The sequence below is a fragment of the Pseudomonas lundensis genome (genome assembly GCF_001042985.1).
GTDB classification, from domain to species: Bacteria; Pseudomonadota; Gammaproteobacteria; order Pseudomonadales; family Pseudomonadaceae; genus Aquipseudomonas; species Aquipseudomonas lundensis.
In genome coordinates this window covers 1-14,923 of record NZ_JYKY01000035.1, presented here as the reverse complement: position 1 = coordinate 14,923, position 14,923 = coordinate 1, and the positions used below count along the sequence as shown (strand labels likewise).

Here is a 14,923-nt window from a genome sequence, read left to right as displayed (position 1 = left end):
CGTCTATCAACACCCTTTGCCTTTTAAAGAGTCTGTGCCATGACCGATTTGACCAACCGCCAGTTCCTGCTCGCAAAACGCCCAGTCGGTGCAGCCACACGTGACACCTTTACCTATCAGCAAGTGCCGGTGGGCCAACCCGCCGAAGGGCAGGTGCTGGTTAAAAATGAATACCTGTCCCTCGATCCGGCCATGCGGGGCTGGATGAATGAAGGCAAGTCCTACATTCCACCGGTGGCCTTGGGCGAGGTCATGCGCGCGCTGGGTGTGGGTAAGGTCATCGCCTCCCGGCATCCCGACTTCAAGGTGGGCGACTACGTGAATGGCGCACTGGGCGTGCAGGATTATTTCCTCGGCGCACCTCGCGGCTTCTACACAGTTGATCCGACACTGGTGCCGCTGCCGGTGTATTTGTCCGCGCTGGGCATGACTGGCATGACCGCCTACTTTGCCTTGCTCGAAGTCGGCGCGCCCAAAACCGGAGACACCGTGGTGATCTCCGGTGCGGCCGGTGCAGTCGGCAGCATTGCCGGGCAAATCGCCAAACTCAAAGGTTGCCGCGTGGTCGGGATTGCAGGCGGTCAAGAGAAGTGCACCTACCTGACCGACGAGCTGGGCTTTGACGGCGCCATTGACTACAAAAACGAAGACGTGATCGCCGGCCTTAAACGTGAATGCCCTAATGGGGTTGACGTGTTTTTCGACAACGTGGGCGGCGACATTCTCGATGCCGTGCTGAGTCGTCTGAACGTCAAGGCGCGGGTGGTGATTTGCGGTGCCATCAGCCAGTACAACAACAAAGAGGCTGTGAAAGGCCCGGCCAATTACTTGTCGTTGCTGGTGAATCGCGCACGCATGGAAGGCTTTGTGGTAATGGACTACGCCGATCGCTATGCAGCGGCCGGGCAAGAAATGGCGGGATGGCTGGCCAAGGGCCAAGTGAAAAGCAAGGAGGACATTGTCGACGGGCTGGAAACCTTCCCGCAGACGCTGATGAAACTGTTCAACAGCGCAAACTTCGGCAAGCTGGTGTTGAAAGTCTAAACGCGCTCGTCAACAGTCTTAAGCCGCACAGGTGTCGATACGTTCATTGCGAAGGCATCGACACCTGCAAGGCAGCGTCAGCGCTTACGCCAACTCTGCGACCACCGCGGCCAACGCCTTGGCAGGATCTGCGGCCTGGCTGATGGGACGCCCGATAACCAGGTAATCCGAACCAGCCTCCAGAGCCTGACGCGGCGTCAGGATGCGACGCTGATCATCCAGCGCACTGCCCGCAGGACGAATCCCCGGCGTCACCAGTTGCAACGAAGGGTGTGCGGCTTTCAAAGCCTGGGCTTCCAGCGCAGAACACACCAGACCGTCCATCCCGGCTTTTTGTGCCAGGGCTGCCAGGCGCAGCACTTGCTCTTGGGGTTCGATGTCCAAACCGATACCTGCAAGGTCTTCGCGCTCCATGCTGGTCAACACGGTGACACCAATCAGCAAGGGTTGCGGCCCGGAGCGCTTGTCCAGCACCTCACGGCACGCCGCCATCATGCGCATGCCGCCCGAGCAATGAACGTTGACCATCCACACGCCCATCTCGGCAGCCGCTTTGACAGCCATCGCCGTGGTGTTTGGAATGTCATGAAATTTAAGGTCCAGAAAAACGTCGAAACCTTTGTCACGCAGTGTCCCGACGATTTCCGAGGCACAACTGGTGAACAACTCTTTGCCCACTTTCACGCGGCACAGCGCGGGGTCCAACTGATCGGCCAGTTTCAATGCGGCGTCACGCGTAGGGAAATCCAGGGCGACGATAATAGGAGTCTGGCAATCGGACATTAGCGGGTTCTCAGGCTGGTCGAAATCGGCGCGCATTGTAGCGGAACCTACCGCTCACCGGCACCCGATGATTGTAAATTCACCCTATTAGTCGGTGCCGAACAATAAACAGGCGTCGCGGCACAAGCAGCCTACAATTGAACCACTGACGGCTGCGAGCACTCACAGCTACATAACGCCACTCGCCGGGCCCCCGAAGCCCGGATGAACGATCATTCAAGGAGAGTCTTATGCCGTGGTATGCCTGGTTAATTCTCATTGTTGCAATTGGCGCCATCGTGGGCGGCCTCATGACCCTGCGTGACACCGCCAACAAAGTCGAACTCACTGACGAACAGCGTCAACGCGTGGCGCAGCGCAACGCCGAAATGGACGCCAAGGAGTCGAAAGACAACTGACGTCCCGGCCGCCGCAAGGGATGAGTCGTGCGCTCTCATAGCCAATTGCCTACACGCGTTTGGATGAATATCCCAGTGCGCTGCTCACGCACTGACGCATATGATGGCTGTTTGAAATCAAGAGACAGCCGTCATGAGGTACTCCCAACACCATAAGGCCCAAACCCATCAGCGCATCATTGAGGAAGCGTCCACACGCTTTCGACGTGACGGCATAGGCGCCACGGGGTTGCAACCTCTTATGAAGGCATTGGGACTGACCCATGGCGGCTTCTACGCCCACTTCGCCTCCAAGGATGAGCTGGTCGACAAAGCCCTTCAGCACGCGGCGCAGGAAGTCGATGGACGCTGCGCTGAACTCTTCAACGGCCCGAGCGCGCTGCATACCTTCATCGATACGTATTTGTCCGACTGGCACCTCTCCTCCCCCCATGAAGGCTGCCCACTGCCGACCATGTCGGTTGAGATGGCGCAGAACGGCAACCGCAGTGCCATCACCGACAACGTCATCAACGCTCGCCTCAAACAAATCCAGGCCGAACTTCAAGGGCCAGATGCCGAAGATCAAAGCATTGTGTTGTTTGCCGCGTTGGTGGGAGCACTCGTACTCGCGCGCGGTGCGCAGAGCGAAGCGCTTCGCGGGAAAATCCTCGCGTTGAAAGCCTCAGGCAAGTCGGCCTGACCCCCAACCTGCAAAAAGGCCAGTCAATGACTGGCCTTTTTCATTCAACGGGATCGCTTAGTTAATCGCCACTTTGTCCCGGTTTTTCTCGAATATCGCCTTACCAATGCCCTTGACCTCCATCAACTCATCCGTTGACGCGAAATCACCGTTGGCTTCGCGGTAAGCCACGATCGCCTTGGCTTTGGCAGCCCCGACGCCCAACAATTCACGCTGCAGGGTGGCTTCATCAGCGGTGTTCAAATTGATCGTCACGACTTGGGCGTCAGGGCTAATCACGGCTTCAGACACCACGGGTGCTGGCGATGCCGGGGCAGTGTTAGCCACAACAGCACCTGAAAAGCCCAACAAGACAGCCATGACAAACGAAGGAACAAGGGTGATACGCATAATTGACACTCCAATACATCGTTAAATGGAAACAGCTTTCCTGAGCTGTCTCCAAAACCTAGACGATGGCTTGCGAGTGTCAAAAATGTGTCAATTGCAGAGTATGTCCTCAAGAAGGCTCAGAACGACGCTGCTGGTAGATCCAGTCCACGATCTCACCCTCTGGGGCATAACCGCTGACGGTATCGCGCAACAACTGACGAACGCGGGTGTAATCATCGTTATCGACAGCTTCCAGCAAACTGGACAATCGATGCTTCAGCTCTTCCCACGACAACATGTCTTCGTTGGCACTCATGATCATCGGATGCTGAGTCGCAACCACGTTGTCGCCTATCAGCAATTCCTCGTATAGCTTTTCACCGGGGCGCAGGCCGGTGAATTCAATCTCGATGTCGCCATGCAGGTTCTTGTCAGAACGGATGCTCAGGCCGGACAAATGGATCATCTTCTCCGCCAGTTCCACGATGCGTACCGGCTCGCCCATGTCGAGCACAAACACATCACCGCCCTGCCCCATGGAGCCCGCCTGAATAACCAACTGCGCGGCCTCGGGGATGGTCATGAAATAGCGGGTTATTTTCGGGTGAGTGACGGTCAAAGGCCCACCGGCTTTGATCTGCTTGTGAAACAACGGAATCACAGACCCCGAAGAGCCCAGTACATTGCCAAAGCGCACCATCGTAAAGCGGGTTTTATTGACGTGTGACACATTGGCTTTGTCGCCGAACAACACCGGAGCCACTTCCCGGCTCAAAGCCTGCAATGTCATTTCCGCCAGACGCTTGGTGCTACCCATCACATTGGTCGGCCGCACGGCTTTATCGGTCGAGATCAGTACAAAGTTAGCCACGCCAGCCTGCAACGCCGCCTGAGCCGTGTTTAACGTACCGATGACATTGTTCAGCACACCTTCGGCGATATTGTGCTCGACCATCGGCACATGTTTGTACGCCGCCGCGTGATAAACCGTGTCCACATTCCAGGTCCGCATCACATCCAGCAATTTCGACTGGTTGCGTACAGACCCGAGAATCGGCAACACCCTGACCGAAAGCGATTCGCGATTAACCCGCTGCTCAAGCTCCGACAAGATGCTGTAAAGGTTGAACTCACTGTGTTCAAACAACAGCAACGTGGTCGGGCGCAAAGCCAGAATCTGACGGCACAGCTCGGAACCGATGGAACCGCCTGCGCCCGTAACCAGGACGCTCTGGTCTTTGATGCAATGCTCAAGCAGCTCGCCCTGGGCCGGCACCGCGTCTCTTCCGAGCAAGTCAGCGATATCCACTTCCTGAATATCGTCAACCTTCACCCGGCCACTGGCCAAATCCATGAAGCCGGGAACACTGCGTACGTGCAGCGGGAACCCTTCAAGCAGGCCGAGAATCTCGCGGCGTCGCCCACGGGAAGAAGAAGGAATCGCCAGCAGCAGCTCTTGTGCGCCGGTGCGATCAATCATCTGCTGAATATGATCAGGCTTGAACACCTGCAACCCTGAAATCACCCGATCGGCAATGCTCTCGTCATCATCGATGAACGCCACAGGCCGCATGACCCGCCCCATACGCAACGCCGCGACCAACTGATTACCGGCAGCGCCTGCGCCATAAATGGCAACACGCGGCAGACCGTCATCACGGCTGGTAAAGGGCACATGCTGAGCAGCAGCGAACCAGTCACCGAGAAAATATTGACGCATGCCCAGACGCAAGCCCCCGAGCATGATCAGACTCAGCCACCAATAGTTGAAAATGATCGAACGCGGGACGACATTGTTGTGATTGCTGTACCAATACACGACGACGGCCAATATTAAAGAAGAAAGACTGACCGCTTTGATAATGGCGATGAGTGCGTCGTTACCGAAATAACGCATCACGGCTCGGTACATGCCGAAGCGGATGAACAGGGGGATGGCTACGAGCGGCGCAGCGACAAAAAGCCAAAAGTGCAGCTTGACCGGATTGATCATATCGTCGACGCCCAGGCGCACGAGAAATGCCAGCAAGAGTGCAAGCCAGACCAGTACTACATCTGTGCCTATCTGTAAAACACGTTTATAACGCCGCGGTAAAGCTAGCAAGTAAGACCGAAGTTTATCCATAAGTTCCTCTACCACCGTTAACCGCGTAAAACGGATTACAAAAAGCTTTAACCTGAACAGGTCCGCCCACACACGTTAATGCTTGGCAACTTCCAGCTGACCGGCCTGAAACTTGACCGCCAACAAAATCAAAGGCAAATACGCCAGCAGCACACCCAACAGACCATCTAGCCCCAACAAGGTGACACATAGCGCAATGGGCAGTAGCCAACACACATTGATCACTGCCACGGCCAAGGTCACCGGCAGATGTTTGCCGAAGCGACGCGAGGCAAATTGGTAACCATGGCTGCGATGCGCCTCATACACTTTGTCACCGCGAACCAAGCGTCGAATCAAGGTAAACGTGGCATCAACAATAAAAACGCCCAGTAAGATAATCCACGCCCAAAACAGGTTAAACGATACCCATGAGGCCTGCAGCGACAGAATACCGAGGGTTATGCCGAGGAAGCCGCTACCGGCATCGCCCATGAAAATTTTGGCCGGCGGAAAGTTCCAGCACAAGAAACCTGCCACAGTGACTGCCAATAAAGCAGGCGCCCAGATCAAATCAGCAAAACCACACAGGCTGTAAATGAGCACGATACTCAAACACGCCGTGATGGCTTCGACACTGGCAAGCCCGTCTATACCGTCCATGAAGTTATAGAGATTAAGCATCCACACCAGGTATAAAACGGCACCGATATGCCCTAACCAGACAAGGTCAATGCTTGCCCCGAAGACTGTCACTGCAGGTAAGCCCCCGAGCCAGAACAGGGCCCACACAGAACCTAGCACATGCCCCAATAACCGCCAGCGTGCAGCAATATGGCCGTGGTCATCCAGAAAACCCAGCACTGCGATGCCAGTGCCAGCCCCCAGCAGCGCCAACGTCATGGCCCCATCAATCACGCCCAGATAGGCGAACACAGGGAGCATTACACAAAAACTGATGACAATGGCTACGCCCCCACCGCGAGGCGTAGGGACAGTATGCGAACTACGAGCATTGGGAGTGTCAATCAAGCTGTTGGCCAAGGCGTAGCGCCTTAGCGCACCCGTCAAAAGCAATGCAGCCAAACCTGCAACCAATAAAAGTACCCACATCATTTACAACACTCCATAAAGCACTGCCCCTGTCCTTTCATTTCACGATCGAATTGATCTGGCGTTAATGTACTCACGACCTGCCTGGACCAGTGCATGCTCAGTGGTAACGGGAGGAATCCACCCCAAAAGTTGACGGGCCTTGGTGGAATTAACCGTCAATGAGCGACACAACTGTGTGTACAGATTCTGCTTGCCGATGCATGAAGCCATGAGGCGCATCATCGGGTCCGGAATCGTCAACATCACAATCCGGCGCCCCATACCGCGGCCGATGCACCGGACCAAGTCAGGCGTTGAGATATCTATGCCATCACTGACGAGAAAAAGTTCATTTGCAGCCCGTGGATGGACCATACAAAGCGAAATGAAATCAACCAGATTCTCCAATGCGATCATGCTTCGGCTATTACGCACGCCTCCAAATGGAAGAGGCACACCCGTTGAAGCCAGCTTTAGCAAGCGTTGAAAATTGCCTGGTGCATGGGATGCATACACCAATGGAGGCCGAATAATGACTAGCTCCATGGCATGCGAATCACACAACGCCTTCAGGCTTTCTTCAGCCTCACATTTAGAAATCGCGTAATCGGCATGGGGATTCGCCGGACAGGTTTCATCAAACGCCGTTGACGGTGTATAGGCGCCATTAACCCCTATTGAGCTGATGAAAACGAATCGCTGAACACCCTTTTCAATCGCGTGGCGAGCCAGTTCGAGGGTTGCATCCGTATTCGCTCTACGAAAGAGTGAGAGTGCATCTTTTTCGCGTGCCATCACATGCGCACGCCCCGCCATATGAACGACGCAGTCGACACCTGCGAGTGCTTCCCCCCAGTCTGGGCTGGATGAAAAATCGCCTACGTTGAATGTTTTGAACGCTTGTGCCAAATCTGCAGCAGGCTCAGACCGGGTAGCAACGCGCACCTCATACTGAGTATGTGCACAGAGATGCGTCAATAAAGCAGAGCCTACAAAACCAGTTGCTCCGGTTAACAATAGGGTTTTCATCGGCTTCACTTGAAGATATAACTGGCGAGCTTGAAAGGAATCTTCATTGCAACCATGAAAATATTGGTATAGATCCCGTTTTCTTTACAGGCACGTACAATCTCCATGTTTTGATGAACCTTCCACCAGAATCCTGTTGTGCTGATACCCCCTTCCCGCATTTTTACCATCACTGCATCATGGCGTTGCAAGTTGATACTGCGGGTAATAAAGCGCGCCATTAATTCAAAATCGGCTGACACTCGGTAGCCCAACTTGTAAACACCATACTGCTCAAACAGCTTTTTGCGGGCATAAAACGTCGGATGAGGCACCATGAAGCCAAAGCGCACCTTCCAGGGCGAGAAACCCTTTGACGAGTATCTACGGGTTACCGAATCCGTATTATCGCGTTCAACAAATACCAAATCCGCATAAGATGCGTCACAACCGGGGTTGGCAAGCAAAAACTCAACAAGCTTTTCGATCGTCGTTGCACTGGCGAAAATGTCATCCGAATTCAAAATTCCGACAAAGTCGCCCGTTGCCAGGTTGACGCCTTTATTCATGGCATCGTAAATACCTTTGTCAGGTTCACTGACAATTGTCGATATCCGGCCTGCGTACTCATTCACAATGTCGAGCGTGGAATCCTTAGAAGCCCCATCAACAACAATATATTCAATATTGTTGTAAGTCTGTGACAGTACGGACTCCAGCGTATCGCGGATCGTGGCAGCGCTGTTATAGCAAACGGTAACAATGGAAATTTTCAACGCATCAACCCTTCACACGACCATAGATATCTTCGAAGCGGACAATATCGTCCTCACCCAAGTACGAACCCGACTGAACCTCAATCAATTCAAGCGGGATCATGCCAGGATTCTCCAACGCGTGAATTTGCCCTATCGGAATGTAGGTAGACTGATTTTCGGTCACAAGATACGTTTTATCACCATTGGTGACGCTCGCCGTGCCACTCACGACAATCCAGTGTTCTGCGCGATGGTGGTGCATTTGAACAGAGAGCTTTTCGCCGGGTTTGACCGTTATCCGCTTGACCTGATACCGCTCACCGTTATCGATTGAATCGTAAACACCCCAAGGGCGGTACACCTCGCGGTGATTGACCTGTTCGTGGCGCTTGGAACTCTTCAATTGATCGACAATTTTCTTGACGTCTTGTACATGATCTTTATGAGCAACCAACACTGCATCTTTGGTTTCAACAACAATCATGTTCTCTATACCCACCGTTGTGACTAATCGATGAGTAGCGTGAACGTAACTCCCAGTTGTGTTTTCTGAGAGCACATCACCTTTGATGACATTGCCGTCAGCTGATTTCTCGCCAGCCTCCCAGAGTGCAGACCATGAACCGATATCACTCCAACCCGCGTCAAGTGGCACCATGACAGCATGCGCCGTCTTCTCCATCACCGCATAATCAATCGAATCATCCGGGCAAGCCCCAAAGATGTCACTGTTCACGCGGGTGAAAAACATGTCCGTTTGGCCTTGCTCAAGAGACGCGCGGCAAGCAGCCAAAATATCAGGCTGGAACACCTCAAGCTCTTGAAGGTAGCGGCTTGCGCGGAACATAAACATGCCGCTGTTCCAGTAATACCCGCCGTCTGCCAAGTACGCCTGGGCTGTGCTCAGATCCGGTTTTTCGACGAACTGGCTGACTTCGAAACCGCCCTCACCTACGCTTTTCCCCATTTGCAAATAGCCATAACCGGTTTCCGGGTGTGTAGGCGTGATCCCAAAGGTCACTAACTTACCCGTCTGTGCAAGATTCAAGGCGATGAGGACACTTGCCTGAAACGCTGCTACATCTTTAATCAGATGGTCTGCAGCCAGCACCAACATAATCGGGTCAGCGCCGTCACGCGTAGCCTGCATCGCAGCCAGGGCAATCGCAGGCGCCGTATTACGGCCTACTGGCTCAAGAATGATGGTGGCCTGTTCCATGCCGACTTGCCGAAGCTGTTCTGCCGCAAGAAAACGATGGTGCTCATTGCAAATCAGCACAGGCATCGATTGATCCAATCCCTCAAGACGCTTGAGCGTAGCCTGAAGCATGGTGGAATCAGCATCAACAAGCGGCAGGAATTGCTTGGGGTTCAACTGCCTGGACAGTGGCCACAAACGGGTGCCCGAACCACCCGCCATAATTACTGGAACAAACATCGAAATCATCCTTTGATTCTTACTGGGTCAACGCGGCCAAATAGGCACGAGTGTAATGGTGAACAAGTGGGCTGTCTTTTATTTCGTCAAGCGTCCACCACACATAGGCCGCATGCTGATCAGAAGGCAGGTTTAACTCCACCGACTCCGCCAGGTTCACATGATGCGCCATGACGACGTAGTGAGTACTGACTTGCACCGGTTGAGCGTCAAACACACTGTTGTCATAAAAATGCTCGTAAACACCTAAAAAAGCACTCTTAGTGCGTTCAAAAGAGGTACCAAGCTCAAGTGCCGTCAAACGTGAGAATGCCGTATCCAGTGACTCATTTTTGAAGACTCGGCCGCCCGGAACAAACCAATAACCCTGCGCCGGTCGATTGACTCGACGGCCAAGCAGAACTCGACCGTCGCTACGCGTGATGACCAGATCGATAGAAACCAGGCATGTGGAGTCGACAACCGTTTTGAAGGTGTCATGCTCCAAATACATATCAGCCTCGCACCGCTTGCCGGTGAGCAACAAACCACTCATAGGCATTTGCCAGACCCGTCTCCAGATCAATACTTGCCGCCCAACCCATAGAGCGCAAGCGTGATACATCCATCAACTTGCGGGGTGCGCCATCAGGCTTGCTGGCATCAAACGTCAGTGTCCCCGCAAACCCGGTAACCTTGGCGATCGTTTCTGCCAGCTCACGAATGGTGCAATCAATGCCGGTACCCACATTAATGTGCGACAGCATTGGCTGGGTATTGGCCTGGTAAATATCAGCATCCAGCTCCATGACATGAACACTGGCAGCAGCCATGTCATCAACATGGAGAAACTCACGCATCGGTTGCCCACTGCCCCAGATCACGACTTCCTCTGTACCTTGCGCAACAGCATCATGAAAGCGGCGCAACAAAGCAGGGATGACGTGACTGTTATCCGGGTGATAATTGTCATGCGGGCCATACAGATTGGTAGGCATCACACTTCGGTAATCACGACCGTGTTGACGGTTGTAACTCTCACACAGTTTGATACCGGCAATCTTGGCAATGGCATACGGTTCGTTTGTCGGTTCCAGAGTGCCTGTGAGCAACGCCTGCTCGGTCATTGGTTGCTCAGCGTGCTTGGGGTAAATGCACGAAGATCCGAGGAACAGTAACTTCTGTACGCCTGCGCGATGAGCGGCCTCAATGACATTCGCCTGAATCATCAGATTGTCGTAAATAAAATCTGCGGGATACGTGTTATTCGCGTGAATACCACCCACTTTCGCAGCTGCCAAATACACCTGATCAATCTGATGAGCGTTGAAGTAAGCCTTGACCGCTTGCTGATCCAGTAAATCCAAATCTTCACGGCCAACAGTCAAAACATTCTGATAACCCAGATCCCGCAAACGCCGCACAATGGCCGAACCGACCATTCCGCGATACCCGACTACCAGTACTGCTTCATTAAGATCCCGGGACACAGATCAGTTCTCCGTGGCGACAGGGACATCATGCCCGTGCTGCTTCAGCAAGGCGTGGCGCTGAGCGACTTTAAGGTCTTCACGCACCATTTCGGCGCACATTTCTTGCACAGTGATTTCCGGTGTCCAGCCCAACTTGGTCTTGGCCTTGGTCGGATCGCCCAGCAACGTCTCAACTTCAGCGGGACGGAAGTAACGCGGATCGACACGCACCACGACATCACCCACGTTGAGGGCAGGAGCCAATGCGCCATCGATGGATTCGACCACACCGATTTCTTCAACACCGGTACCTTCAAAACGCAAGGTAATGCCCAACTCAGCGGCCGACCAGCGGACGAATTCACGCACCGAATATTGCACGCCGGTCGCGATCACAAAATCTTCAGGCTGTTCCTGTTGCAGCATCATCCACTGCATGCGCACGTAGTCTTTTGCATGACCCCAGTCACGCAACGCGTCCATGTTGCCCAAGAAGACACAGGACTCCAAGCCTTGTGAAATATTGGCCAAGGCACGGGTAATCTTACGGGTCACAAACGTTTCACCACGACGTGGGGATTCATGGTTAAACAAAATGCCGTTACAGGCGTACATGCCATAAGCCTCACGGTAGTTAACCGTGATCCAGTAGGCGTACATTTTCGCGACTGCGTAAGGCGAGCGAGGATAAAAAGGCGTCGTTTCCTTCTGAGGAATTTCCTGCACCAACCCATAAAGCTCAGACGTCGATGCTTGATAAAACCTGGTCTTTTTTTCAAGTCCTAACAGGCGAATAGCTTCGAGAATCCGTAGGGTCCCCATCGCATCGACGTCAGCCGTGTATTCAGGTGACTCGAAACTGACCGCAACGTGGGATTGAGCACCCAGGTTGTAGACTTCATCAGGCTGAACTTCCTGAATGATACGGGTTAGGTTTGAAGAGTCCGTCAAATCGCCATAATGAAGAACAAAATTCTGATTATCGACATGCGGATCTTGATAGATGTGGTCCACACGTTGCGTGTTAAAGGACGAAGCCCGGCGTTTGATACCGTGAACTTCATAACCTTTTTCCAGCAGAAACTCCGCCAGATAAGAACCGTCCTGGCCTGTGACACCTGTGATCAACGCTATTTTTTTACTCACGTGCTTCTCCACACAACTCTTTGTAAATACCAATGATTTCCTGGGCGTTTTTTTCCCATGAAAATCTGGATGAATTTTTTAAACCCTTAAGGATATACGACTCTCTAAGCAATTTATCTTCGAGTGATTCTATAGCACCTTTAATGGTCTCTGGCAAAACCTCAGCCAATAGTATTGCGGCATCAGCACATATCTCAGGCAAAGATGAGAACGCAGCGGCTACCACAGGGCAACCCGCCCTCATTGCCTCTAAAGCAGGTATACCAAACCCCTCATATAAAGAGGGGTAAACAAGGCAGAAAGCTTGATTATAAAGTTTATTCAATTGTTCATTAGTCAAATAGCTTTCATGCTTATATCTGCCCGGAATTAAGGCATCTAGCTGTGCCAATTCCTGTTGCTTAAACGCCCCCCCTCCCACACACACCAAACGATATTGGGGCAAATGTTCCAGAGAAGCCACTAAGCATGAGAAATTTTTATACCCAGAGCGCGCTCCTACAAACAGCACAAACGCTGTGGAAGGCTCATCTACGCAATTAAGGATTCTATAGTTAGGAGAAACCCCATTATAGATAACTCGAACATCTTTCCCTCGGGCCTCAGGTATGAATTCATACAAGTCATTCTTAGTGTTTTCAGATATGCATATGACAATATCACTATTTAAAATAGCACGACGCTTTTGAAAGGTATGTACTATGCGCCTAGCTCCGACCTCAAAATGCTCGTAGGTGAAGTCATGCACTGTAGTGACTGTCTTGATTTTTTTATTCTTAGGGAGTCTATAATAACTTGAGTGAAATATCTTTATATCTTCAGAGACAGGCTGATCCATATAGCGCTCTAAACGCCGTAGATAATAAGGGGATTTAGAGGCAACCTGCTGAAACTCAGGAATGCATGACACATCAAACATGTCATTCCCTCCATACGATAAAAATTTGAATTTCACATCATCCGAAATCAGGAATCCTATCAATTCCTTAAAACAAGCAGATATACCACCAGAGCGTTGAAGTGAAAACACAATGCCGTCTATGAGAATCAAATTACACCTTCTTAACTAGAAAAATAGCAAAAAATGAGGCCAACAAAACTGCTAAGACAAACTCAACACCACGAATGACAGGAACTGTAAACAAAGAGGCAACCGCATACAAAAATACAAAATAGAGTGAAATCAGGACCTTGCTATTATTGCGTTTAACCCCCGTATCAAAGAAAGCACTTAAAGCTCCTAAAAAGGCATATAACAGCAACACAAAATACCCAAAATCCAGATACCCATAAGAAGCGAAATATAATGCCGGATTCCAAAACCACTTATAATCTTGAAACTCAATACCCAATGAATCGTTTACGCCGGGCCAAACATATGTTAGAAAATGAAAAATTGTTTGAAAACCAAAAGTATAGTCATAATCGACTTGCAACAGTAATTGCAAATTTATAAGCCCTAGCTTCATATACATAAATACAAAATCAAAAACGCTATACCCCTGCATTCGACTCATGGAAAGTATATTTGCTATAACCAACAAAAAAAACAAAACAGAAACTTGCTTGAAAGTAAAACCTTTCCTAGCGCCATAATCAAAGTAACACAGCATCAGAGCCAATATAGTAATTCTATCCAGAGACAAGAAGGTCTTAAATACTACAAAAAAGAATGAAAAAAACAATAACCGTTTCATTTGCCTCATTGAGGCCTGATCTAAATTCAAATAGTTAACCGCTGCACATGCGAACAGAAAAACAGCTAACGGTGCGTTATTAAATATCTTAATATAACCCGGCAAACCTCCACTACGACTATCCAACAGATATGCATCTCTACCTTCAGCGCCAGCCTGACCAGTTAGCATGGAGGAAAAATAATCCATAATTGGCAGGGTTTGCTGAATCTGCCAGATCGAAGTAAAAACTCCAAGAACACTCAGCGACATCAAAACAACAAATACCGGACCTCTTAAAGTGTAGCATCTATTAACATAACTTTTTCGAGAAACCAAGAAGGTAAAAAAGTATCCAGCAAGAAAAAAAACAGTACACAAAACATGTAAAACAATAGCTTCACTTAATGAGAAATCAACACTTACAAGTCCGTTAGGATCATTGTAAAAATACGCATATAGAAAAGGAATATTTGTAAGCAAAAAAACAAACAAAAAAGTTTTATTGATTTTTATCACCCCCCTCTCCTCACTATCAACTCAAGGTGAATCGCCCCGGGTTTTCTAGACACTCTCCAGGCTCGCTGCGTAACGCTTTTCAAACTCTACCGGTGACAGCTGATTGTTGAAACTGTGGCGTCGTTTTGGGTTGTAAAACATCTCGATGTAATCGAACACATCATCCCGAGCATCCTGGCGTGTAGTGTAGATTTTACGCTTGATCCGTTCCCGCTTTAGCAACTGGAAAAAGCTCTCCGCCACAGCGTTGTCGTGGCAGTTACCTCGACGACTCATGCTGGCCACCAGGTTGTTAGCTTTCAAGAAGCTTCGCCAGTCCGAACTGCTGTACTGACTGCCTTGATCCGAGTGGATCATCACCTCTTGCTTCGGCTTACGTCTCCAAACCGCCATCAGCAGTGCATCAATGGCTACGTCGCTGGTCATCTGCGACTTCATTGACCAACCAA

Annotated in this window: 16 protein-coding genes; 3 read left to right on the top strand and 13 right to left on the bottom strand. The window is 51.1% G+C overall.

The window, feature by feature from the left end; all coding sequences use genetic code 11:
• Window positions 1–39: 39 nt before the first annotated feature.
• Complete coding sequence (locus tag TU74_RS20665) at window positions 40–1,044, top strand: NADP-dependent oxidoreductase (protein ID WP_048377528.1); 1,005 nt, start codon at window positions 40–42, stop codon at window positions 1,042–1,044.
• 84 nt (window positions 1,045–1,128) lie between these two features.
• On the opposite strand, the gene pyrF is transcribed toward TU74_RS20665, so the two are convergent.
• Window positions 1,129–1,827: an orotidine-5'-phosphate decarboxylase gene (gene pyrF / locus TU74_RS20660; protein ID WP_047277690.1), complete on the bottom strand. Its 699-nt coding sequence runs from the start codon at window positions 1,825–1,827 to the stop codon at window positions 1,129–1,131.
• 230 nt (window positions 1,828–2,057) lie between these two features.
• Here pyrF and TU74_RS23760 point away from each other — a divergent pair, with 230 nt between their 5' ends.
• Both TU74_RS23760 and TU74_RS20655 read left to right on the top strand, forming a co-directional pair.
• On the top strand, window positions 2,058–2,225 hold the full coding sequence (locus TU74_RS23760) for a DUF2897 family protein (protein ID WP_070414737.1): 168 nt from the start codon (window positions 2,058–2,060) through the stop codon (window positions 2,223–2,225).
• A gap of 133 nt (window positions 2,226–2,358) precedes the next feature.
• A complete protein-coding gene (locus TU74_RS20655) occupies window positions 2,359–2,907 on the top strand; it encodes a TetR/AcrR family transcriptional regulator (RefSeq protein ID WP_048377527.1) in 549 nt (182 codons plus the stop codon).
• Between the two features lie 57 nt (window positions 2,908–2,964).
• Here the strand turns inward: TU74_RS20655 and TU74_RS20650 are convergent, their stop codons facing one another.
• The 12 genes from TU74_RS20650 to TU74_RS20595 form a co-directional block, all read right to left on the bottom strand.
• Complete coding sequence (locus TU74_RS20650) at window positions 2,965–3,297, bottom strand: ComEA family DNA-binding protein (RefSeq protein ID WP_048377526.1); 333 nt, start codon at window positions 3,295–3,297, stop codon at window positions 2,965–2,967.
• A gap of 109 nt (window positions 3,298–3,406) precedes the next feature.
• Window positions 3,407–5,404, bottom strand: a complete 1,998-nt coding sequence (locus tag TU74_RS20645; protein ID WP_048377525.1) for a polysaccharide biosynthesis protein — start codon at window positions 5,402–5,404, stop codon at window positions 3,407–3,409.
• Between the two features lie 75 nt (window positions 5,405–5,479).
• Window positions 5,480–6,496 carry an MraY family glycosyltransferase gene (locus TU74_RS20640; protein ID WP_082149914.1) on the bottom strand — a complete coding sequence of 339 codons (1,017 nt, stop codon included), beginning with the start codon at window positions 6,494–6,496 and terminating at the stop codon, window positions 5,480–5,482.
• 42 nt (window positions 6,497–6,538) lie between these two features.
• The gene (locus tag TU74_RS20635; RefSeq protein ID WP_048377541.1) at window positions 6,539–7,507 is read right to left on the bottom strand and encodes an NAD-dependent epimerase/dehydratase family protein; all 969 of its coding nucleotides are present in this window, start codon (window positions 7,505–7,507) and stop codon (window positions 6,539–6,541) included.
• A gap of 5 nt (window positions 7,508–7,512) precedes the next feature.
• Complete coding sequence (locus TU74_RS20630; RefSeq protein WP_048377523.1) at window positions 7,513–8,262, bottom strand: glycosyltransferase family 2 protein; 750 nt, start codon at window positions 8,260–8,262, stop codon at window positions 7,513–7,515.
• Window positions 8,263–8,266: 4 nt separating this feature from the next.
• Complete coding sequence (locus TU74_RS20625) at window positions 8,267–9,682, bottom strand: mannose-1-phosphate guanylyltransferase/mannose-6-phosphate isomerase (RefSeq protein WP_048377522.1); 1,416 nt, start codon at window positions 9,680–9,682, stop codon at window positions 8,267–8,269.
• Window positions 9,683–9,701: 19 nt separating this feature from the next.
• Complete coding sequence (locus TU74_RS20620) at window positions 9,702–10,217, bottom strand: GDP-mannose mannosyl hydrolase (protein WP_277620544.1); 516 nt, start codon at window positions 10,215–10,217, stop codon at window positions 9,702–9,704.
• Window positions 10,177–11,151, bottom strand: a complete 975-nt coding sequence (gene fcl / locus TU74_RS20615; RefSeq protein WP_048377521.1) for a GDP-L-fucose synthase — start codon at window positions 11,149–11,151, stop codon at window positions 10,177–10,179. The genes TU74_RS20620 and fcl overlap by 41 nt, the downstream gene beginning before the upstream one ends.
• 3 nt (window positions 11,152–11,154) lie before the next feature.
• On the bottom strand, window positions 11,155–12,279 hold the full coding sequence (gene gmd / locus TU74_RS20610; protein WP_047280429.1) for a GDP-mannose 4,6-dehydratase: 1,125 nt from the start codon (window positions 12,277–12,279) through the stop codon (window positions 11,155–11,157).
• Window positions 12,272–13,330, bottom strand: a complete 1,059-nt coding sequence (locus TU74_RS20605) for a glycosyltransferase family 4 protein (RefSeq protein ID WP_048377520.1) — start codon at window positions 13,328–13,330, stop codon at window positions 12,272–12,274. The genes gmd and TU74_RS20605 overlap by 8 nt, the downstream gene beginning before the upstream one ends.
• Window position 13,331: 1 nt before the next feature.
• Window positions 13,332–14,474 carry a hypothetical protein gene (locus tag TU74_RS20600; protein ID WP_157315202.1) on the bottom strand — a complete coding sequence of 381 codons (1,143 nt, stop codon included), beginning with the start codon at window positions 14,472–14,474 and terminating at the stop codon, window positions 13,332–13,334.
• 45 nt (window positions 14,475–14,519) lie between these two features.
• On the bottom strand, window positions 14,520–14,923 hold a 404-nt coding region (locus tag TU74_RS20595; protein ID WP_048375663.1), incomplete at its 5' end, for an IS3 family transposase.

Excerpts from the sequence above, each read along its gene's own strand:
- TU74_RS20665 (WP_048377528.1), top strand. The coding sequence starts at position 40 with ATGACCGATTTGACCAACCGCCAGTTCCTGCTCGCAAAACGCCCAGTC.
- pyrF (WP_047277690.1), bottom strand. The coding sequence starts at position 1,827 with ATGTCCGATTGCCAGACTCCTATTATCGTCGCCCTGGATTTCCCTACG.
- TU74_RS23760 (WP_070414737.1), top strand. The coding sequence starts at position 2,058 with ATGCCGTGGTATGCCTGGTTAATTCTCATTGTTGCAATTGGCGCCATC.
- TU74_RS20655 (WP_048377527.1), top strand. The coding sequence starts at position 2,359 with ATGAGGTACTCCCAACACCATAAGGCCCAAACCCATCAGCGCATCATT.
- TU74_RS20650 (WP_048377526.1), bottom strand. The coding sequence starts at position 3,297 with ATGCGTATCACCCTTGTTCCTTCGTTTGTCATGGCTGTCTTGTTGGGC.
- TU74_RS20645 (WP_048377525.1), bottom strand. The coding sequence starts at position 5,404 with ATGGATAAACTTCGGTCTTACTTGCTAGCTTTACCGCGGCGTTATAAA.
- TU74_RS20640 (WP_082149914.1), bottom strand. The coding sequence starts at position 6,496 with ATGTGGGTACTTTTATTGGTTGCAGGTTTGGCTGCATTGCTTTTGACG.
- TU74_RS20635 (WP_048377541.1), bottom strand. The coding sequence starts at position 7,507 with ATGAAAACCCTATTGTTAACCGGAGCAACTGGTTTTGTAGGCTCTGCT.
- TU74_RS20625 (WP_048377522.1), bottom strand. The coding sequence starts at position 9,682 with ATGTTTGTTCCAGTAATTATGGCGGGTGGTTCGGGCACCCGTTTGTGG.
- TU74_RS20620 (WP_277620544.1), bottom strand. The coding sequence starts at position 10,217 with ATGAGTGGTTTGTTGCTCACCGGCAAGCGGTGCGAGGCTGATATGTAT.